At 37.6% G+C, this 19450-nt stretch carries 19 protein-coding genes and 1 riboswitch; of the genes, 9 read left to right on the top strand and 10 right to left on the bottom strand.

Annotated elements, in window-relative coordinates:
• Complete coding sequence (locus ACP3VS_RS02425; RefSeq protein WP_031418834.1) at positions 1 to 1746, top strand: vWA domain-containing protein; 1746 nt, start codon at positions 1 to 3, stop codon at positions 1744 to 1746.
• Entirely contained in the window at positions 1730 to 4327 is a 2598-nt protein-coding gene (locus ACP3VS_RS02420; RefSeq protein WP_426388341.1) for a VWA domain-containing protein, read from the top strand. Before ACP3VS_RS02425 ends, ACP3VS_RS02420 begins: the two co-directional genes overlap by 17 nt.
• A gap of 76 nt (positions 4328 to 4403) precedes the next feature.
• Here ACP3VS_RS02420 and thiW read toward each other — a convergent pair whose 3' ends face one another.
• From thiW to ACP3VS_RS02385, 7 genes are all read right to left on the bottom strand, one after another.
• Entirely contained in the window at positions 4404 to 4910 is a 507-nt protein-coding gene (gene thiW / locus ACP3VS_RS02415) for an energy coupling factor transporter S component ThiW (protein WP_426388340.1), read from the bottom strand.
• A 94-nt stretch (positions 4911 to 5004) separates the two neighbouring features.
• Positions 5005 to 5112: riboswitch (TPP riboswitch) on the bottom strand.
• Between the two features lie 59 nt (positions 5113 to 5171).
• Positions 5172 to 6368, bottom strand: a complete 1197-nt coding sequence (locus tag ACP3VS_RS02410) for an MFS transporter (RefSeq protein WP_012293057.1) — start codon at positions 6366 to 6368, stop codon at positions 5172 to 5174.
• Between the two features lie 498 nt (positions 6369 to 6866).
• Positions 6867 to 7940 carry an ABC transporter substrate-binding protein gene (locus tag ACP3VS_RS02405; RefSeq protein ID WP_426388338.1) on the bottom strand — a complete coding sequence of 358 codons (1074 nt, stop codon included), beginning with the start codon at positions 7938 to 7940 and terminating at the stop codon, positions 6867 to 6869.
• Positions 7937 to 8734: an ABC transporter permease gene (locus ACP3VS_RS02400; RefSeq protein ID WP_036160896.1), complete on the bottom strand. Its 798-nt coding sequence runs from the start codon at positions 8732 to 8734 to the stop codon at positions 7937 to 7939. Before ACP3VS_RS02400 ends, ACP3VS_RS02405 begins: the two co-directional genes overlap by 4 nt.
• On the bottom strand, positions 8731 to 9540 hold the full coding sequence (locus ACP3VS_RS02395; RefSeq protein ID WP_031418839.1) for an ABC transporter permease: 810 nt from the start codon (positions 9538 to 9540) through the stop codon (positions 8731 to 8733). The genes ACP3VS_RS02400 and ACP3VS_RS02395 overlap by 4 nt, the downstream gene beginning before the upstream one ends.
• Positions 9530 to 10636, bottom strand: coding sequence for an ABC transporter ATP-binding protein (locus ACP3VS_RS02390; protein ID WP_031418840.1), 1107 nt, complete (start codon positions 10634 to 10636; stop codon positions 9530 to 9532). The genes ACP3VS_RS02395 and ACP3VS_RS02390 overlap by 11 nt, the downstream gene beginning before the upstream one ends.
• Before the next feature lie 17 nt (positions 10637 to 10653).
• A complete protein-coding gene (locus ACP3VS_RS02385) occupies positions 10654 to 11196 on the bottom strand; it encodes a helix-turn-helix domain-containing protein (RefSeq protein WP_012293063.1) in 543 nt (180 codons plus the stop codon).
• Between the two features lie 406 nt (positions 11197 to 11602).
• Between ACP3VS_RS02385 and ACP3VS_RS02380 the strand changes: the two genes are divergently transcribed.
• The 7 genes from ACP3VS_RS02380 to ACP3VS_RS02350 all read left to right on the top strand — a co-directional run bounded on the left by ACP3VS_RS02380 (position 11603) and on the right by ACP3VS_RS02350 (position 16927).
• Positions 11603 to 12145, top strand: a complete 543-nt coding sequence (locus tag ACP3VS_RS02380; RefSeq protein WP_004224676.1) for a peroxiredoxin — start codon at positions 11603 to 11605, stop codon at positions 12143 to 12145.
• 179 nt (positions 12146 to 12324) lie between these two features.
• Positions 12325 to 12780, top strand: a complete 456-nt coding sequence (locus tag ACP3VS_RS02375) for a TlpA family protein disulfide reductase (RefSeq protein ID WP_012293064.1) — start codon at positions 12325 to 12327, stop codon at positions 12778 to 12780.
• Positions 12781 to 12933: 153 nt separating this feature from the next.
• Positions 12934 to 13596, top strand: a complete 663-nt coding sequence (locus ACP3VS_RS02370; protein ID WP_031418843.1) for a potassium channel family protein — start codon at positions 12934 to 12936, stop codon at positions 13594 to 13596.
• 6 nt (positions 13597 to 13602) lie between these two features.
• Complete coding sequence (locus tag ACP3VS_RS02365) at positions 13603 to 14082, top strand: hypothetical protein (RefSeq protein ID WP_099805024.1); 480 nt, start codon at positions 13603 to 13605, stop codon at positions 14080 to 14082.
• Between the two features lie 133 nt (positions 14083 to 14215).
• Positions 14216 to 15319 carry a GNAT family N-acetyltransferase gene (locus tag ACP3VS_RS02360; RefSeq protein ID WP_416277501.1) on the top strand — a complete coding sequence of 368 codons (1104 nt, stop codon included), beginning with the start codon at positions 14216 to 14218 and terminating at the stop codon, positions 15317 to 15319.
• Positions 15320 to 15445: 126 nt separating this feature from the next.
• Positions 15446 to 15940: an N-acetyltransferase family protein gene (locus tag ACP3VS_RS02355; RefSeq protein WP_426388337.1), complete on the top strand. Its 495-nt coding sequence runs from the start codon at positions 15446 to 15448 to the stop codon at positions 15938 to 15940.
• Between the two features lie 15 nt (positions 15941 to 15955).
• Complete coding sequence (locus ACP3VS_RS02350) at positions 15956 to 16927, top strand: S66 family peptidase (protein WP_426388336.1); 972 nt, start codon at positions 15956 to 15958, stop codon at positions 16925 to 16927.
• Between the two features lie 35 nt (positions 16928 to 16962).
• Here the strand turns inward: ACP3VS_RS02350 and ACP3VS_RS02345 are convergent, their stop codons facing one another.
• The 3 genes from ACP3VS_RS02345 to ACP3VS_RS02335 form a co-directional block, all read right to left on the bottom strand.
• Positions 16963 to 17508, bottom strand: coding sequence for a GNAT family N-acetyltransferase (locus ACP3VS_RS02345; RefSeq protein ID WP_012293070.1), 546 nt, complete (start codon positions 17506 to 17508; stop codon positions 16963 to 16965).
• A 136-nt stretch (positions 17509 to 17644) separates the two neighbouring features.
• Positions 17645 to 17848, bottom strand: a complete 204-nt coding sequence (locus ACP3VS_RS02340) for a hypothetical protein (protein ID WP_012293071.1) — start codon at positions 17846 to 17848, stop codon at positions 17645 to 17647.
• A gap of 134 nt (positions 17849 to 17982) precedes the next feature.
• On the bottom strand, positions 17983 to 19245 hold the full coding sequence (locus ACP3VS_RS02335; RefSeq protein ID WP_031418848.1) for a dicarboxylate/amino acid:cation symporter: 1263 nt from the start codon (positions 19243 to 19245) through the stop codon (positions 17983 to 17985).
• Positions 19246 to 19450 lie beyond the last annotated feature (205 nt).

The raw sequence follows: 19450 nt of genomic DNA, 5'->3' as shown, positions 1-19450 counted from the left end.
TTGGGCTTTAGTCAAATTATGTTTAGCTGGACGGCCATCATCCCGGTCATTGTCCTACTCTATTATTTCTTTCGAAAAAAATATACAGATCAGCCGGTCTCTTCAACACTTTTCTGGTCTGAGATTATGCAGGAAACACGGGTATCTCCTTATTTAAAGCATTTGCAAAAGAATGCCCTACTTTATTTACAGTTACTAGCATTGTTGCTTCTTGTGTTGGCACTCATGAATCCCTATGTGAAAAAATCAACGATTGTTGGTGAGCAAACTATATTTATTGTGGATACTTCTGCAACAATGTTAGCTGGTAAGGGGCAATCTACCTTTGACACACATAAACAGGAAATGCTGACGCTTATAGATGAATTAAATGGGAGACCAGTCACGTTAATTACGACTGGTTCAGCACCAAAAGCGATTTTGCAGCAAGAGACAAATGTTAAAGAAATCGAAAAAGGTATTAAAGACTTACAAGTAACCTATGAAACGGCAGAAATGGATAAGGCGCTAGATGTGGCACAAGCATTTGTAGGAGATACACCGACTTCCATCTATGTATTTACAGATGCACTCGATAAAAAACAACTACCTATGAATAAGGACTCCGTTAAATGGCTAGTAAGAGGTGCTGCGAAGGACTTAACAAATATTGCTATTACTCGATTTGCTGCAACAACAGATGGACAGGCTACAATGGCGCTTGTGCAGCTTCATAATGATACAGACAACGAGCAAAAGGTCACACTAGCATTACTAAATGAAGAGGGTAAAGAGTTAGTAGCTGAGAATATCGCTGTTCCTCCAAAGGAAGCGATAACAAAAACCTTCAAGGAGTTACCTGTAGAAAAATCGATGACAGCGATTATTGATGCGCAAGATGATTATGACGTAGATAATCAACAAACGGTTTTACTACAAACGGCTACTTCAAAAATTGTGGTTGATCAGGGCATGCATCAATTGATTCAAAAAGGATTTCAATCCGTAAGTACGGGTGTGAAAATCGTTCCGCCTTTACAAGTAGTAGACAATCAGGATGCCACGGTGATCACTAATCAAGCTGAATTGCTGGAAAAGATGGTCAAACCTCTTGTGTTATTTGGCCGTGATGATGCTGAAAAGGTAGAGGTAAGTGGCATAGTAAGTACTAAAAGTGATGCTTTATTTGCTTTTAGTGAGCTTAAGGATGTTTATGTTAGCGCCTTGTATCCTGGATTTACAAATTATGAAACTATCGCTACTGTTGGAGAAAAGCCGTTTATACAGCGCTCTCCTAAAGGGGATATCGTCGTCTTAGCAGATATTGCAGATACGGATTGGCCACTACACCCATCATTCCCGTTATTCTTATGGAGTACTGAACAGCAGTTATCAGAATCCATTGGTTCACTCGGTATTTTCACACCAAATGAACAAAGAGCAGTAGCTTTAGCGCAGGAAGACTGGAGCGTATATTCACAAGAAGATGAATTTCTATCATTGGTTACGGATGGTATGCTAACTGCGCCAACAAAACCTGGCATCTATTTTGTGCGTTCTAATAATGAAGAAAAACATTTTATTGTACAATTGCAGGCGCAAGAACGTGTTATTGAGCAAGGAACAAGCTATACATTAGGGGATATTTCTGATAACGGAAAGGCTGAGATTTCGAAGGCTTCTTTTGTCCCTTGGCTAATTCTTATTATTTTAGTTTTACTTGTTTTAGAGTGGGAGGTGCAACGACGTCGTGGATTTACGAATTGATATGCCATTCATATTGTTGCTATTACTTCCATTACTCATCTATTTTGGTTGGACCTATTGGCGAGAACGACAGCGACTAAAAAAGAGTCATGCTTTCGTACTTATGATTCGCATGCTAGCGGTAGGCTGTTTAGTTTTCGCATTGGCAGGGCCGTATCTTTTATTACCTATAAAAGAAGAACAAATCGTGTATCTAGTTGACCGCTCAGCTTCCATGAATGGGACTGAAGATGAGATGGTACAGTTTATACAGGATAGTTTACAATCGAAAAAAGATGAACAGCTTGCAGGGCTGTATTCATTCTCATCAACATTACAAACAGAAGCCATTATGACTAAAACATTAAAGGAAGTACCAAAGTTTACGGAAATAAAGGCTACTGATCAAACGAATATAGAACAAAGCCTGCAACTTGCCACAGGTATTATAGATCCGAAAAAAGCAACACGCCTTGTGCTATTAACAGATGGCAATGAGACAAAGGGAAGTGCTTTAGATTTCGCCACGAAGTTTAAAGGCTCCAATATTAGTGTGGATGTTGTGCCCTTCAGTCAGCCTGTTGTGAATGATGTTTCATTAAAAAGCTTTGTGTCCCCACAAGTTGCCTATGTAGGTGAGCAACAACAACTGGTAACAGAAGTGCATGCAACAACAGCTGGACAAGGCGAGCTATTATTATATGAAAATGATGAACTGATTCATCGTGAGGGAGTCGAGCTAGCCGAAGGAACGAATATGTTTACCTATAAACATGCAGCGACTGGTGAAGGGCTGGTGAAATATGAAGCCGTTGTTCAAGTAGGACAGGACGCAATATTTGAAAACAATAAATTAACAAGTGTCACAATGGTACAAAGCGAACCACATTTACTCATTGTGAATGGCTATGAAACAGCTTCACCACTAGCGGCGGCACTTGGTCAGCAATCAATAGGCTATGATGTAAAATCACCTGAAAGCTTGCCAAATGAACTCTCCAGTTATTTGCAATATAATGCCATTATTTTTGATAATGTACCGGGACATTTAGTCGGTGAGGCAAAAATGAGTGTGATAGAGCAAGCAGTCAAAAACTTTGGTGTTGGTTTTGCAATGGTGGGTGGAGAAAATAGCTTTGGTTTAGGTGGTTATTTTAAAACACCAATTGAAACTTTATTACCTGTTGAAATGGAGATAAAGGGGAAAGAACAATTACCTTCGCTAGGACTTGTCATTGTGTTAGACCGTTCTGGCAGTATGTCAGGATCCAAGCTAGAGCTTGCAAAGGAAGCGGCTGCACGATCAGTTGAAATGCTACGTGATGAAGATACATTAGGATTTATAGCATTTGATGATCGTCCTTGGGAAATTATAGAGACTGGACCTTTGAATAATAAAGAAGAGGCAGTGGATACCATTTTATCCGTTACACCAGGAGGCGGAACAGAAATCTATGGTTCACTGGCAAAAGCATATGAAAACCTAGCAGATATGAAACTGCAACGTAAGCATATTATTCTTTTAACGGATGGACAATCGCAGCCAGGAAATTATGACGATTTAATTGAACAAGGAAAAGATAACGGAATAACCTTATCGACAGTAGCTATTGGTCAAGACGCGGATGCAAACTTATTGGAAGCTCTGAGTGAGATGGGGAGTGGACGTTTCTACAATGTTATCGATGAGCAAACTATTCCGTCCATTTTATCTCGTGAAACGGCCATGATTTCCCGTACGTACATTGAAGATAATCCATTCTATCCTGTACTGTATAATGCAGGGGGATGGAATACGCTATTTGCCAATGGCGTTCCACAAATGAATGCTTATATTGGAACAACCGCAAAGCAGGGTGCTACCGTCGTGGCTGAAAGCGAAAAGGAAGATCCAGTATTAGCACAATGGCAATACGGTCTTGGCAAAACATTCGCATTTACTTCTGATTCAACAGGAAAGTGGTCAGGAGACTGGGCAAGATGGCAGGACTGGGGCACATTTTGGCAAACGCTTATTTCGCAAATGCTCCCAAGTTATAATGACGTTGCCTACGATGTAAGAGTAGAATCAGATGGATCCTTTATGATTACAGACCCTACAAATGAAGCAGCATTTTTAGATATTGTGGCTGTTAATGAAGCGGGTGAAGAGCTAGACACACAGCTTGAAACTATATCAGCCTCTCAGGTGCGAGCTGTGGTACAAGCTGAGCCGGGGTTAATCTTCTTCCGTATCGCTGATGAAAAGGAAACGATTTATCAGGCGGGATTAAGTGTTCCTTACAGCGCTGAATATGAACTTCTTCCTGTTAATGATAAATTAATAGAAGAAATAACCGAACAAACAGGTGGTGCTGTTTTAAAAGAACCACAAGAAGTGTTCCGTGACTTTACAAAGCAAGGGGCGGATCGTCAAAACATTGCCACATGGCTTCTCCTTGCAGGTATGCTCTTATTCTTTATTGATATAACAATAAGGCGCTTTGGCTGGAATTTCCTAACGAAGTCGAAGAAAAAGGAGCAACTGGTAGAGGATCTCCCTGTACAAGCAGAAGACACGAATGTAGCACAACTATTAAAGGGTATGAAAAAACGCCAATAATTTAGTTTAGATGAAAGCAGTGCGAATTTCGCACTGCTTTTTGTACATTCATGGAAAAAGAAATCCTCCTACGACACTATTTAATAAAGAGAGTAGGATTAAAATATCTTACTAGCACCGTTTTTTGCAAACTGCTAGCTACTAAAATGCCTAAAATTGCTCCAATTGTACTTGATATTAAAAAGGCAGGCATAAAAAACAAGGCTGCTACGGAAGTTCCCATTAGTACATTTGCATAGGGCACTGCTACAAGTGATGCTAGAAGACCAGTGCCAATCACTTCACCCAAACCAGCAAACCAAATTTTACCGCTATATTTATAGGCAAGCCCTGCGCATAATGCACCAATAATACTACCAGGAATGGCTAAAAGAGAGCCTGTCCCTGTAAGGATTCGAATAATGGCCGTAACAAAGGCAACTACAACTGTAGATACGGGTCCAAGTATAATGGCTCCTATTACGTTAATAGCGTGCTGTACCGGATAAGCACGAGCAATCCCAGTTGGAATGGAGATAAAAGTAGAACCTGCAATAGCAATCGCTACTAATAAAGCCATAATTGTTAATTTTCTAATAGACATGTTAGGTGTACTCCTTTTCATTTTAGCCACTAGGAAAATGAAAAAAGCCGCTTCCTTCAAACGACAGGAAGCGGCCTTGCTTATACACTGAAAATAGCAAGAAGCGCCACTTCCCTCCGCTAGTATGAACTAGATCAGGTTCGAAGGGTCCGTATATAACCATATACGTCTCAGCCTTTAGAAGACTCCCCTAGTGGTAAGTATTTTTCTATTTTTTAGAAGTGTAACATACTTCAATAAATAGTCAATAAGAGTTACCTATTAATGTGAATCTGGATGCATAAGCTGAGGCGCCTTTTTCAATGTCCAAATCAGGGCAAGGAAGAAGCAAGCTAATAAGATAATGGCACCAAAAATATAAGGACTGTTCATATTCCAGTCAAATAAAAAACCAGCCAAAGCGGGTCCAATCATATTTCCTAGACTCATATAGGCATTATTCAAGCCGGCTGCGAATCCTTGCTCTTTTTCTGCAAGTTTTGATATGAGAGTATTAACAGCTGGACGAATCAACGTTGTCGCCGTAGAGAAGATGGTTGCAACAACTAATATTAGTGCAAAACCAGAAACAAATAATATTAAGAAAATAGCAACGGCCGCAATAAATAAATTGACCAAAACTACTTTCATTTCACCAAACCGTTTAAAGAGTGGCGTAATAATAAACATTTGTACAATTACCCCAAACGCACCACCAACAACTAAAATGATGGCAATATCGCCAGGTGAGTAATTAAATTTCTCTGTCACAAATAGTGATAAGGTCGTTTGGAAGTTAGCAATCCCAAATGAGAATACCATCATAATAATTAACATAACAAAATAAGGCATATGTACAGAGCGAGCCATCTGTTTTACCAGATTATCTTGCTTTTGTCTATTTTGCGCAGTATTTGGCTTTGTAGATGGTAATAAAAAGTAAGATAAAATAGCCGCTAAAATGGCGGCAGCTCCCGCCATGAAAAATGGAAAATGTAAGCTAACCTTTGCAAGGAAACCACCAATTCCAGGGCCAATCATAAAGCCGAAAGACATAGCAGCTCCTAACAAACTCATTCCTTTTCCGCGTTCTTCATAAGTTGTCACGTCTGCTACAAAAGCCATAATAGGAGGTGCTACAAATGCAGAGCCAAGGCCACCTAAAAAACGTGCTAAAAAGAGCATCCATACATCTGTAGAAAGGCCAAAACCGATTTGTGCAAGTCCTGTTAGTATAAGACCGAAAATAATTAAATTTTTCCGCCCATACTGGTCCGAAAGATTCCCAGCAATTGGAGAAAATACGAATTGTGCTAAGGCGAACGTTGCAATAAGCATGCCTAGAACTTGTCCTGCTGCTCCAAATATTCTTAAATATTCAGGCATTACAGGAATAATAATTCCAATACTCCCCATTGCGATAAACATGTTAAACATTAAAATATACAAAGCCGCCTTATTGGACTTCTGCTGGGTCATCGACAAGCCCCCCTTTTTGTAATCAAATATAGTACAGTCTATCATAAAGAATTATGGCTGGCTAATAGTTGAGATTGCTGTAACTGGTTCGATATGTAGAATGATTTTCCAGAAAAGCTTTTATCTCATAAAAATTCGGGGTGTGGAGTGAGGAGAGAGAATTGCTTTTTCTAGAGACTTGAAGTAGGGAGAGTAAAAAACTAGTGAAAATAAATAATTGCGTTTGCTATGAGAAAGCTTACCTATAACCGTGTAGATGAAAGTTAAAGATGAAGTTATAATGCGCAGGTGTCGTACGACGTAGATTCAAGGTCTTTTTATGGATAAAGAAAAACTAAAGATTGCTGGCATCTTGAAAAAATTGATGATACCTAGACGAAGTGGGATTGTATGATCGACAACTGGTTACTAGTAGAATTTCTTTCTAAATATAGCGATACAAATGAATGCTTAAATAAAAAAGGCGAATTGGTTTGTAGACCAATTCGCTCTTATAAATTATCGAATACTCATTTTAAATTCTAAAAACAGTTCATTATATTTTCCTAAGTAATCTGGACCTAAGTTTTTGTATACCTCTAAGGTATCACGTTGGTCCTCAGATGGGTAGTAGCGTTCATCTGAAACTACTTCTGGGTCCATTAAGTCCATCGCAGCAATATTTGGCGTTGAATAGCCAACATAATCGGCATTTTGAGCACCGGATTCTGCACTTAGCATAAAATTGATGAAGGCATGTGCACCATCAATATTTTTCGATGTTTTGGGAATAACCATATTATCGAACCATAGATTGGAGCCCTCTTCAGGAACAGCAAAGTCCAACTCTTCATTTTCAAACATCATGTCTGCTGCCTGACCAGACCAAGTGAGGGCTACTGTTGCTTCATTATTAATCATTAATGGTGTAATTTCATCCCCAATGATCGCTTTTACGTTGGGCGCAAGTGTAATCAATTTGTCAGTTGCTTCCCGTAGTTCATTGTTATCCAATGAATTCAAGGAGTGTCCAAGACTATTTAACCCCATCCCAATCACTTCACGGGCACCGTCTACTAAAAATACTTTTCTTTTTAATGAAGAATCCCATAAATCGTCCCAAGAAGAGAAATCTAAATTTCCAACTAGTTTTGGATTATAGACAATCCCTACTGTTCCCCAAAAGTAAGGAACTGAATATTGATTGTTATCATCGAATGGTAAGTCTAAAAAGTAAGGGTCGATATTTTTTAAATTCGGTATTTTTGCTTTGTCTAAAGGAATCAATAAATTATCTTCCTTCATTTTTTCAATCATATACTCAGAAGGAACAGCAATATCGTAAGCTGTACCACCTTGCTGTATTTTTGTCATCATAGCTTCATTAGAGTCAAATGTTTCATAGATGACATGAATACCTGTTTCTTTTTCAAATTCCTTCAATAGATCAGGGTCAATATACTCTCCCCAGTTAAAAATGGTTAAAGTGTCTTTTCCACTTTTACCGCCACCTGCACTTAAGGCGTCAGCAGCATAGAATAAAAGGGCAGAAACAACAAGGATAGCGATGGTCGCTTGAATTAATGACTTCATTGTTGTCCCTCCGTTCTTTTGCTTGTACGACTTGTAATGAAGTAATAACCAACCACAACGATAACGGTTACAAAGAATACTAATCCAGAAATAGCGTTAACTGTGAGAGATATTCCTGCTCGAGCCATCGAGTAGATTTCTACCGATAATGTACTGAAGCCATTGCCGGTTACGAAAAATGTCACAGCAAAATCATCTAATGAATACGTAAGAGCTAGGAAGAAGCCTGCAAAAATACCTGGCTGAATATACGGTAAAATGACACGCATCATAACATCCTTTTTGGTTGCTCCTAAATCTAACGCTGCATCAATTAGTGATTTATTCATTTCTAACAATTTAGGTAAAACCATTAACACTACAATCGGTACACTAAACGCTACGTGTGCTAATAATACTGAAGCAAAGCCTAATTTAATGCCAACCATTGTAAATAGAATTAAAAAGCTTGCCCCAATGATGACATCTGGACTGACAATTAAAACATTGTTTAGGGACAATAATGTATTACGCATTTTTGAATCTTTGACAGTGACAATACCAATGGCTCCTAATGTTCCAATAATAGTAGAAATTAAAGCAGATAGTAATGCTACGATAACAGTATTGATTAAAATAACAAGTAGCCTTGAATCTTCAAAAACAGCCTGATAATGCTCTAAAGTAAAGGACTCAAAGTTATTCATGGAGCCACCACTATTGAACGAATAAAAGATTAAATAGAAAATGGGTGCATACAGAACGACAAAAACAATCGTTAAATAGACTTTGGCTGATGCAGAGAGTTTGTTCATCGTACGCGACCTCCTTTATCTTTTTGTCCCGTAACAAGCATAATGATGACCATAAATAAAATTAAGAAGACGGCAATAGTTGAACCCATCCCCCAATTTTGTGTCACAAGGAATTGCTGCTCAATCGCTGTACCAAGCGTGATAACACGATTTCCTGCAATTAAGCGAGTAATCATGAAAAGTGATAGAGCAGGGATGAAAACAACCTGAATACCTGATTTAACACCATCCATTGTCAATGGTAAAACAACGCGACGGAACGTTGTAAAGGCAGATGCGCCTAAATCACGAGATGCATAAATAAGTGTCGGATTTAAACGATCTAAAGAATTAAATATCGGTAAAATCATAAACGGAATAAAAATGTACACGGATACAAAAACAAAGCTAATATCCGTAAAAAGCATTTGCTTTGGATCAAAGCCAAACACTTCGATAAATGCATTAATTGGCCCGTATAAACCAAAGATGCCGATAAAGGCATATGTTTTTAACAATAAATTAATCCATGAAGGAATAATAATGAGCAGTAACCAAAGCTGCTTATGTTTCGTTTTTGTTAAAAAGTAAGCAGTTGGATATGAAATTAATAATGTAAATAATGTAATTAAAAATGCATACCAAAACGAGCTTAATGTCATTTTTAAGTAAACAGAAGTGAAGAACGCTTTATAATTATCGAGCGTGAAATTGCCATGTAAATCGAGTAGGGAATAATAAACAACGAGTGCAATCGGCGCGATAACAAAAAAGGCGATCCATAAAACATATGGAAATAACGCTGATTTTGATGGCTTAGTTTGCATCTTCGTCGTCTCCGTAGGATTCTAATCGTTTATCGAACTCTTCCTCTGTTTCATTTAAACGCATTACATGAATGGACTCTGGATCAAAGTCTAAGCCGATTTCTGTCCCTACTTCAGCTTTTTTCAACGAATGGACTAGCCATTCATTGCCATCTTTATCATACGTAGATAGCTCATAATGGACGCCACGGAATAATTGTGTATCTACTTTTACTACAAGCTTCCCTTTATCTATAGTTGTCATTTCTAAATCCTCTGGGCGTATAACAATATCAATTTTCTCATTTGGTTTCATACCTTGGTCAACACATTCGAAAATCTTACCAGCAAATTCAACCTTAAAATCTTCAATCATGACACCGGGTACTATATTGGATTCACCAATGAAATCTGCCACGAAGCGATTAATAGGTTCATCATAGATATCTACTGGTGTACCAGATTGTTGAATTTGCCCTTCACTTAAGACGAAAATTTCATCACTCATAGCAAGTGCTTCTTCCTGATCGTGAGTAACGAAAACAAAGGTCTTGCCAAGACGTTGCTGTAATTCACGCAATTCGTATTGCATTTCTGTACGCAATTTTAAGTCTAATGCAGAAAGTGGTTCATCCAGTAAAATTACTTCAGGGTCGTTAACGATGGCACGCGCAATTGCTACACGCTGACGTTGACCACCAGACATTTCGGAGATTTCACGATTGCCATAGCCTGCTAAATTGACAAATTTTAATGCCTCCGCCACACGTTCTTTTATTTCCTTTTCAGGTAACTTCTTGATACGTAGTCCGAATGCGACATTTTCAAATACATTTAAATGAGGAAACAGCGCATAATCTTGAAAAACAGTATTCACCTGACGTTCATTGGCAGGAACAGAATTTATTTTTTTATCATGGAAAAACACATCCCCAGTTGTAGGTTCTGTGAAACCAGCAATAATTCGTAAAATGGTTGTTTTTCCACAACCAGATGGGCCAAGGAGAGTATAAAATTTGCCCTTTTCTAGTTCCAAGTTGATATTCTTTAAGACGACTGTTCCGTCACTATAAGACTTGGATACATTTTCAAAACGTATAATAGAATTCATTGTCATTGATGCGCCTCCTTAAGCTATAAATATGAATCCGTTGCAACGAGTAAAATTTTCGTCTCAGCAGCATGGGCATTAAAAATTTGATGATGGTCTGTCGCGTCAAAATAAAGAGCATTGCCTTCACTAGCGATATATTGTTCATTCCCTAAAACGAGACGAATACGCCCCTTAACTACATAAATAAATGTTTCTGATAGTGATGGCTCAAATTGCTTGAATTCGCCATTGGCTTCAAATGTTAAGAAAATGGGCTCCATTTCTTTTTCGTTGGATGTTGGAATGAGCCATTGAATTTCGTATTTTTTCTCTTCATCTGTAAAGATGGACTGATCTTCCTCCGTATAAACTACCTTTTGTTCAGGTGATTCATCATCAAAAAATTCCTTGGGTGTGGACCCTAACACTTCTAATATTGAAAAAAGTGTTTCAATAGAAGGTGAATTCAAATCACGCTCTAATTGGGAAATATAGCCCTTACTTAAATCTGTACGTTCTCCAAGTTCCTCTTGGGTAAGACCTTTTTTTAAACGAAGCGCTTTAATTTTTGCTCCTATTTGCATCTTTTCCCTCCTAGAAGAAGTTTAGCAATCATAAACTTTTGAAATATGAAGTTTACTTTAACGAAACTTTTAGTTTACTAAAACCATTACAATTATACATAATAAATAAAAATTTGCAATCGTTATTTATGAAAAAAATCGCTGTAAAATGTTAAAAAAAGAGTCATAAATGTAGTGGAGAAAAAAATTGTATAAAGAAGAATATAATTGTTAAAAATAGCTAATAAATAGGATGTAGCAGAAATTCCAATTTCGGATTTGACAATTTTTTGTCGCCTTATTTCAATCGTGTAATTGGGCGGAGCTTACTTGTTTGAAAAACTACGTTTACTCTGCTATCGTAGAAGACGAGTTCGCTTGTGCGAATGGAATATATAAACTACATATTTATTCGGAGGGATTTATTATGGCAGAACGCATGGTAGGTAAACAAGCACCTGACTTTACAATGGAAGCAGTACTTTCAGACAAATCATTTGGTAAAGTATCATTAGAAGATATTAAAGCACAAGATAAATGGACAGTACTTTTCTTCTATCCAATGGACTTCACATTTGTATGTCCAACAGAAATCACTGCAATGAGTGATCGTTATGACGAGTTCGAAGACTTAGATGCAGAAGTAATTGGTGTTTCTACTGATACAATCCACACTCACTTAGCATGGATTAATACAGACCGTACTCAAAATGGTCTAGGTGAATTAAAATACCCATTAGCTGCGGATACAAACCATCAAGTATCAAAAGAGTATGGTGTGTTAATTGAAGAAGAAGGTATCGCGCTACGTGGTTTATTCATCATTAATCCAGAAGGTGAATTAAAATACCAAACAGTATTCGATAATAATATCGGCCGTGATGTTGATGAAACATTACGTGTACTTCAAGCACTACAAACTGGCGGTCTTTGCCCAGCAAACTGGCGTCCAGGTCAAGCAACTCTATAAGAGCATAGAGTTGAGTCATGCTGTAACAAAAAAAGAGTCCCCACGACATGTTTGTGGGGACTTTTAAGTGAAGTGGCGAGTGCTAATTTACTTTATCTTAGATGGCAATAGAGTTTGGGGAGGAGTTTTAACCAAATCTTAAGCATCTAAAGAAAATGATCTATTAGAGGAGGATTTTTATGAAACTTCGTGAACAAATGCCTGAACTAGTTGGCGCAACAACTTGGTTAAATGGCGAAGTAACAAAAGCGGAACTAGTAGGCAAAAAACCAACATTAATTCATTTCTGGTCAGTAAGCTGTCATTTATGTAAAGAAGCTATGCCTGATGTTAATAATTTCCGTGATCAATATAAAGATGAACTAAATGTTGTAGCAGTACATATGCCGCGTTCTGAAGCAGATACTGATTTAGAGACAATTAAGGCAGTAGCGGCTGAGCATGATATTTCGCAACCAATCTTTGTGGATAGCGAAATGAAATTAACAGATGCTTTTGAAAACCAATATGTACCTGCTTATTTTGTGTTTGATAAAGATGGTCAACTGCGTCATATGCAAGCTGGTGGTAGTGGTATGAAAATGTTAGAAAAACGTGTAAATCGCGTACTAGATGAAATGCGTAACGCTGAATAATTATAGTAGGTGATGACGGGGATGAAGGTCCTCGTCTTTTTTTATGTTTGGAGGGTTGTCCAACAATGACGAATCGCGTCTTGTTTTGACAATACATATCACAAAGAATACGCTACAATGATGGTATAGTAGTTTTCGGAGGGATTTTTTATGATGAAAAAAGAGTTTGCGGTCATTGGGCTTGGACGTTTTGGGGGAAGTATTGTTCGTGAATTAATGAGTCAGGGTGCTCAAGTGATGGCAATTGACCATTCCTCAGAGCGTGTAGACGAATTTGCTTCTATTGCGACACAAGCTGTCATTGCAGATTCAACAGATGAATCGGTCCTAAATTCATTAGGTATCCGTAATTTTGAACATGTGATTGTAGCCATTGGGGAAGATATTCAAGCAAGTATTTTAACAACCATTATTTTAAAAGAAATTGGTGTTGAGCAAATTACAGTAAAGGCTCAAAATGATTACCATGAAAAAGTATTGCGTAAAATTGGTGCTGACTTTGTAGTCCATCCTGAAAGAGATATGGGTATTCGTATTGCTAATAATATGCTATCGAATACAGTACTAGATTACTTAGAGCTTTCAGATGAACACTCTATTATGGAATTAAAGGCGAATGATGCCATTGCGGGATATTCTATTATGGATTTAGATATTCGAGCAAAATATGGTATTAACATTGTAGGGCTTAAGCGTGGTGCTGATATTATTGTATCACCACAGGCAAGTGATAAGATTTTATTGGGAGATATTATGCTTGTAATCGGTGCTGACGTTGATATAAATCGTTTTGTCAAAAAGGCATTGAATGGGTAATTGTCCATGACTAAACGAAGATGGAGACTTATTATATTTGCAGCTATTTTACTGATTGGTATTTTTGTTATGCAGTCTCGTGAAAAAAATGAGAAGGAATCGATTTCTCTTATTTTAGATCAAGCCGCCAAAATTGATTCAATTGAAATATTTCAAGGGGAACAACCTGTATTTCGAGCAATCGACGGGGAGGCGAAAAACTTCGTCGAGAAATACCCATTAAGTCATGTAAAGAAGCTTTCTAAAAAAGAACGAACATTCTTTGAAGAAGAGCCAGCCTATCATATTGTTTATAAAATAAAGGACAAGCCGCTTTATGAAGTGGACATTTTAAAGGTAGCGATTAGCTCTGAACTAAGCGAAGAATTACAACAAATGGTTTTTCCTATCGGTGACGGTCACTATATGATTTATTGGACTCAAGAGAAAAAAGCTTTAGAACAATCAACCAATACTCAGCGTTTACTGGAGACATATCAACATTAATGAAGGTAGTGACACAGCATGTCCGGCTGGTCACTATTTTTTTATTTGTAGGTATGTGTTGTTTGGAAAAAATTGTTTGATTTCAGTATGGTAGTTCGATTAAACTTTGACATAAAGAAGGGGGTAAAAATATATGAAGTTTATGTCTAATCGATGTGTGATCGAACGTATACAACCAGAACACTTCATAGATATTCAGGGGCTCTACACAAATGAAAGCGTCAGAGAGTATCTTGGAGGAGTTCCACAAAAAAACTATATTGAAGCTTCTTTTCGAGGCATGCTAGAGGCACCATTTCCTAATACATATTTTTATATTTCATTAAAGAAGACGGGGGAATTTATAGGCCTTGTATCCATTGATGAGTATCATGAGCAAGAGATGTATGAACTTTCCTATCAATTTTTACCTCAGTATTGGGGGAGGGGGTTAGCATTCGAAGTGTTAACACAAGTGATAGAGGAAGGTTTGAAGTATTTAAATATCTCTTCTATCGTGGCAGAGACACAAACTGTTAATCATGCATCCTGTCGCCTACTCGAAAAGCTAGGGATGAAAAAAGTACAGGTACTTGAAAGATTTGGTCGAGAGCAAGCGGTCTATGAATTTAAAAAAACGAGTGCTGTCACTAGACAAATCGTTGCCATATCAGGCGGAGGATTTTCTCAGCAAATCCCTTCCTTTATTGACCATTATATTTTGAGTCAAATTAAGACAAATGAACGTATCAAAATTTGTTTTATTCCAACAGCAAGTAATGATGCACAGGGGTATATCGACAAATTTTATTCAGCATTTACACATTGTGACGCTACTCATATTTTGCAAGAGGACATGAATGACATACAAATTCGAGAAAAAATATTGGCACAGGATATTATCTATGTAGGCGGGGGAAATACCAAGCTTCTTTTAGATAAATGGCATGCCTATCAGTTCGGGGAGTTATTGAAGGAAGCTTATAAAAGCGGTGTTATTTTAGCTGGCATTAGTGCTGGGGCAATGTGTTGGTTTGACAAATGCTTTAGTGAAAATCAAAACAATCATTATGAGGAATACAACGGGCTAGGGATATTATCAGGAACATTTTGTCCACATTATGATGATCCAGAACGAAGCATGCTATTTAATAGCTGGCTAAAAAATAATGCAACATTGCAGGCATATATGCTGAATGATGCAGAGACGCTTCATTTTAACAATGAAAAATTAGTTGCTAAAATCCAATGCTATTAAAAGGGAAGGAAATTATGGTCAGGTCAAACATGCTAAAGCTTTAAAAGCAGAGATAGGGGGTTTTAGATAAACATATATTTATTTTCTAATGGATAAAGACAAAAAATAGGAAGTGAGGTTCTTGACATGCTAATACGAGAAGCAACAAGAAATGATAGTGCTCAAATTATAGCTGTTATGAAAAATGCGGAAGCATCTAATTTGATGTTATTTGGTCCTGGCGAACGAAAAATGGTGCCTGAGCCGTTTGCAAATTATTTAGAAAAGCTAAATCATAGCCGTCATTCAGCCTTATTCGTAGCTGAAATAGATGATACGGTGGTCGCATATTTAATTGCACAAGGTAATGAAGCATCCAGAATTGCTCATCGTGCCTATCTTGTCATTGGCATCCAAAGTAATTATAGAGGCAGAAAAATTGGAACAGCCTTATTTAATCATGTAGAAAAATGGGCAAAAGATAATAGTATTCATCGTCTCGAGTTAACCGTGATGGAAAATAATGAAGCTGGAATTGCTTTATATAAGAAAATGGGCTTTGATATTGAGGGAATGAAACGGGATTCCTTGTATGTGGATGGACAATATATCAATGAGTTTTACATGTCAAAACTTGTATAAGAAAAGGAGTAGGAGATGACTACTATCGGTATTTTTTCACCGTCCTCTCCAGCGACGGTTTCTGCGTCAAAACGTTTTGAGCGTGCGAAAGCATTTCTAGAAGAGAGAAATTTTCATATTGTAGATGGTTCTCTTACTGGCAAATCCGATTATTATCGCTCGGGCTCACCTAAAAAACGAGCAGAAGAATTAAATGAATTACTTCGCAATCCAAGGGTGGATATTATTATGTCTACGATTGGAGGTACCAATTCCAATAGTATGCTACCTTATATTGATTATGAGGCTTTCCAACGAAACCCAAAAATCATTATAGGCTACTCTGATGCAACAGCTATTCTACTGGCGCTTTATGCGAAGACAGGTATCTCAACATTTTATGGTCCAGCGTTCGTGCCTTCCTTTGGCGAGTTTGAGCCATTAGTCAACGATACATACAAATTTTTTGAGGCGTATTTCTTGCAACCCCAAGTGCTTCCTTATGAAATACAAAAGCCCCCTTACTGGTCAGATGAGCCAGTCAATTGGCTAGAGAAAACAGTGGAGAAAAAGTTAATCATAAATGAATGGATAACCGTCCGAGAGGGAGTTGTAGAAGGGAGGCTAATTGGGGGAAATGTTAATGCCATGTATGGTTTTATTGGTACGCCTTATTTCCCAGTAATTGCTGAAGGCGACATTTTATTAATAGAAGATTGTATGAAAAATGCGGCGATTGTGGAAAAGAATTTTGAGATGCTCAAATTGCACGGTATTTTGGACAAAATCAGTGGAATTATTTTGGGCAAGCATGAATGTTATGATGATCTAGGGACCGGACGCCAGCCTTCCGATATATTACTTGAACAATTGGACGGTATAATGATGCCTATTTTGGCTGAAGTGGATATTTGTCATACACAGCCTATGCATCCGATAGCAATTGGTAAACGAGTGAGGCTAGATGCTACAGCTAGAAAGATTTATTGTATCGAGCAATGGTTATAGTACAAAGCCTTGCTAATTTGGCAAGGCTTTATTTGTTATGGGTTCCTTGCATCATCATCAGTTATAGCGTACATTTTCACATTTTTATATTGACCCTTGACGAACATACTTTTGCGTAACAGCCCTTCAATTTGCATTCCAGATTTCTCCATTACCTTTTGAGAGCTTATGTTTTCTTCAAAGCATCTCGCTTGAATACGTACGAGCTTTAATTCCTGAAATCCAAAGTCAATCAGCTTTTTTGTGGCTTCCGTTGTCATTCCTTTATTCCAATAATCCTCCGAAAGAACAAAACCAATTTCCCCACATTTATGGGTGTTATCAACTGTAACAAAGTCAATTGTCCCAATTAGAGTCCCTGAATATTCAATTCCCCAAAGTAAATGATTGCCTTGCTCGTACCCATTTAAAATGAACGTCAAAAAAGCTTTAGTATCCTCTATACTTGTATGGGCATGCCATGTTACATAACGGGCTACGCTTTCTCGAGAAGTATAATCGAACATAGCCTCGACATCCTGCTGTGTAACAGGTCTTAAAAGTAGTCTTTCTGTTTTCAAAATGGGTACATTATATTTCATGTAATCCCCTCCTTTAACATTATTGTATACAAAAAAGCTGACCTCAGAATGAATGGGGCCAACTTTTTATAAAGGGGAGATGGGTGAATACACATACACATCATCTGTGGACACATCTTCTATGCGTAATCTCATTTTACGGATAGCGTTTATCGGTTGCAGAGGAGTCCTTTGTTTTCGTTTTATGCTGTTCATCTTTGACTTTTTCATTTAGTTCTTCGACAGGTATAGGATCAACGGTTTTCATATCCTCGTGTTTATCAAAAATACTTTCCTTTCCTGTATCCAACACATCGGGATTGTTTGTATAGCGCGTTTTTGATTGCTTTTTATTAGTCATTTATAATCACCTCTTACTATACACTTTCACCATTTTACTAGAGTTTAAACATAATCGTTTTCCATAGTCTACCCTTGAAAAAAAACATAAGAAGGGCAGTGAAACAGCCGTGGCTGTCATCACTACCCTTTTTCTTAGGATACTATAGTGGCCTTTCCTTGAAGGGCACGTTCTTCCATCGTGACATCAAATTCTTTTTCGGATTTCGATACTACCACACAAGCAACGCCATTACCAATTAAATTTGTAACAGCACGAGCCTCTGACATAAAACGATCGACACCAATTAAAAGTGCTATTCCTTCCACTGGTATCATTGGGAACGCAGCTAAAGTCGCTGCTAATGTAATAAATCCTGATCCGGTTACACCCGCTGCACCTTTAGAAGTAATCATTAAAATTCCGAGTAATGTAATGATTTGAATCCAAGTTAGGTCCATCCCGTATGCTTGTGCAATAAACAGGGCTGCCATTGATAGATAAATAGAAGTCCCATCTAGATTGAATGAATACCCAGTAGGAACGACTAAACCTACAACCTGCTTTGAGCAGCCATAATTCTCTAGCTTTCGCATCATAGATGGTAGAGCTGATTCAGAGGAGGATGTCCCAATTACTAAGAAAATTTCATCTTTGATGTAAGCAATAAATTTAAAAATATTGAATCCAAAAAACTTTGCAATGCCACCTAAAATAAAGACAACAAATAAAAACATTGTAATATATACGGCAGCCATTAATAGACCTAGATTACCTAAGGATTTTAATCCAAAGTTCCCAATTGTATAGGCCATTGCACCAAAAGCTCCAATTGGTGATATTTTCATCACCATACTGACAATCTTGAAGAAGATTTCTGCTACTTGCTCAAAGAATGTGATGACTGGTTTTGCAGGTGCTCCGATTGAGGCAGCTGCTAAGCCAAATAAAATAGCAGAGAATAGGACTGGTAATAGTTGACCAGTTGCCAATGCACCCACTACATTTTCGGGAATAATACTAGAAATAAATGCACCCAAGCCTTGCTCAGATTCAGCCGCAGCAGTTGTATATTTCGAAATATCAGCATCAGACGCACCTGATGTATCTAATCCAGTACCAGGACTTACAATTAAAGCAACAGCAATTCCGATTGCTAAGGCAATTGTGGAAACTATCTCGAAGTAAAGTAATGCCTTACCTCCGATTTTCCCAACCTTTTTCATATCCCCCATACTGCCAATTCCAATAACAACTGTTAGGAAGATAATTGGGGCAATTAACATTTTAATTAATTTAATGAATAGATCTGCTAAGATTTTTAAACTAGCACCGAACTCGGGGAAAATGGCACCAACAATAATCCCAAGGATGATAGCCACAATAACCTGAACAGTTAAATTTTTCAGTATCCTCATTTTTTGCTACCTCTTTTCTAAATTTTCTCTTTGATATCGCTTTCACTAGAATCATCATAGCGAATACTTCTTAAAAAAAGAGATTTAGAAAATAAGAAACATAACGTTCATTAAGTACATTTTCTTACATTCACATATAAATATAGTAATATCAATAACTATCTCTGTTATGGTACGCTAAAGTTAATCTATTATTGTTATAATA

The organism is Lysinibacillus sp. VIII_CA (assembly GCF_049943995.1).
GTDB lineage: Bacteria > Bacillota > Bacilli > Bacillales_A > Planococcaceae > Lysinibacillus > Lysinibacillus pinottii.
This window is presented reverse-complemented; position numbering and strand designations above follow the sequence as displayed.

Coding starts and splice junctions, on each gene's coding strand:
- ACP3VS_RS02400 (WP_036160896.1), bottom strand. CDS start 8,734: ATGAACAAACTCTCTGCATCAGCCAAAGTCTATTTAACGATTGTTTTT.
- ACP3VS_RS02365 (WP_099805024.1), top strand. CDS start 13,603: ATGACTAAACGAAGATGGAGACTTATTATATTTGCAGCTATTTTACTG.
- ACP3VS_RS02375 (WP_012293064.1), top strand. CDS start 12,325: ATGAAACTTCGTGAACAAATGCCTGAACTAGTTGGCGCAACAACTTGG.
- ACP3VS_RS02410 (WP_012293057.1), bottom strand. CDS start 6,368: ATGACCCAGCAGAAGTCCAATAAGGCGGCTTTGTATATTTTAATGTTT.
- thiW (WP_426388340.1), bottom strand. CDS start 4,910: ATGTCTATTAGAAAATTAACAATTATGGCTTTATTAGTAGCGATTGCT.
- ACP3VS_RS02370 (WP_031418843.1), top strand. CDS start 12,934: ATGAAAAAAGAGTTTGCGGTCATTGGGCTTGGACGTTTTGGGGGAAGT.
- ACP3VS_RS02345 (WP_012293070.1), bottom strand. CDS start 17,508: ATGAAATATAATGTACCCATTTTGAAAACAGAAAGACTACTTTTAAGA.
- ACP3VS_RS02380 (WP_004224676.1), top strand. CDS start 11,603: ATGGCAGAACGCATGGTAGGTAAACAAGCACCTGACTTTACAATGGAA.
- ACP3VS_RS02340 (WP_012293071.1), bottom strand. CDS start 17,848: ATGACTAATAAAAAGCAATCAAAAACGCGCTATACAAACAATCCCGAT.
- ACP3VS_RS02405 (WP_426388338.1), bottom strand. CDS start 7,940: ATGAAGTCATTAATTCAAGCGACCATCGCTATCCTTGTTGTTTCTGCC.
- ACP3VS_RS02390 (WP_031418840.1), bottom strand. CDS start 10,636: ATGACAATGAATTCTATTATACGTTTTGAAAATGTATCCAAGTCTTAT.
- ACP3VS_RS02355 (WP_426388337.1), top strand. CDS start 15,446: ATGCTAATACGAGAAGCAACAAGAAATGATAGTGCTCAAATTATAGCT.
- ACP3VS_RS02350 (WP_426388336.1), top strand. CDS start 15,956: ATGACTACTATCGGTATTTTTTCACCGTCCTCTCCAGCGACGGTTTCT.
- ACP3VS_RS02385 (WP_012293063.1), bottom strand. CDS start 11,196: ATGCAAATAGGAGCAAAAATTAAAGCGCTTCGTTTAAAAAAAGGTCTT.
- ACP3VS_RS02395 (WP_031418839.1), bottom strand. CDS start 9,540: ATGCAAACTAAGCCATCAAAATCAGCGTTATTTCCATATGTTTTATGG.
- ACP3VS_RS02335 (WP_031418848.1), bottom strand. CDS start 19,245: ATGAGGATACTGAAAAATTTAACTGTTCAGGTTATTGTGGCTATCATC.
- ACP3VS_RS02360 (WP_416277501.1), top strand. CDS start 14,216: ATGAAGTTTATGTCTAATCGATGTGTGATCGAACGTATACAACCAGAA.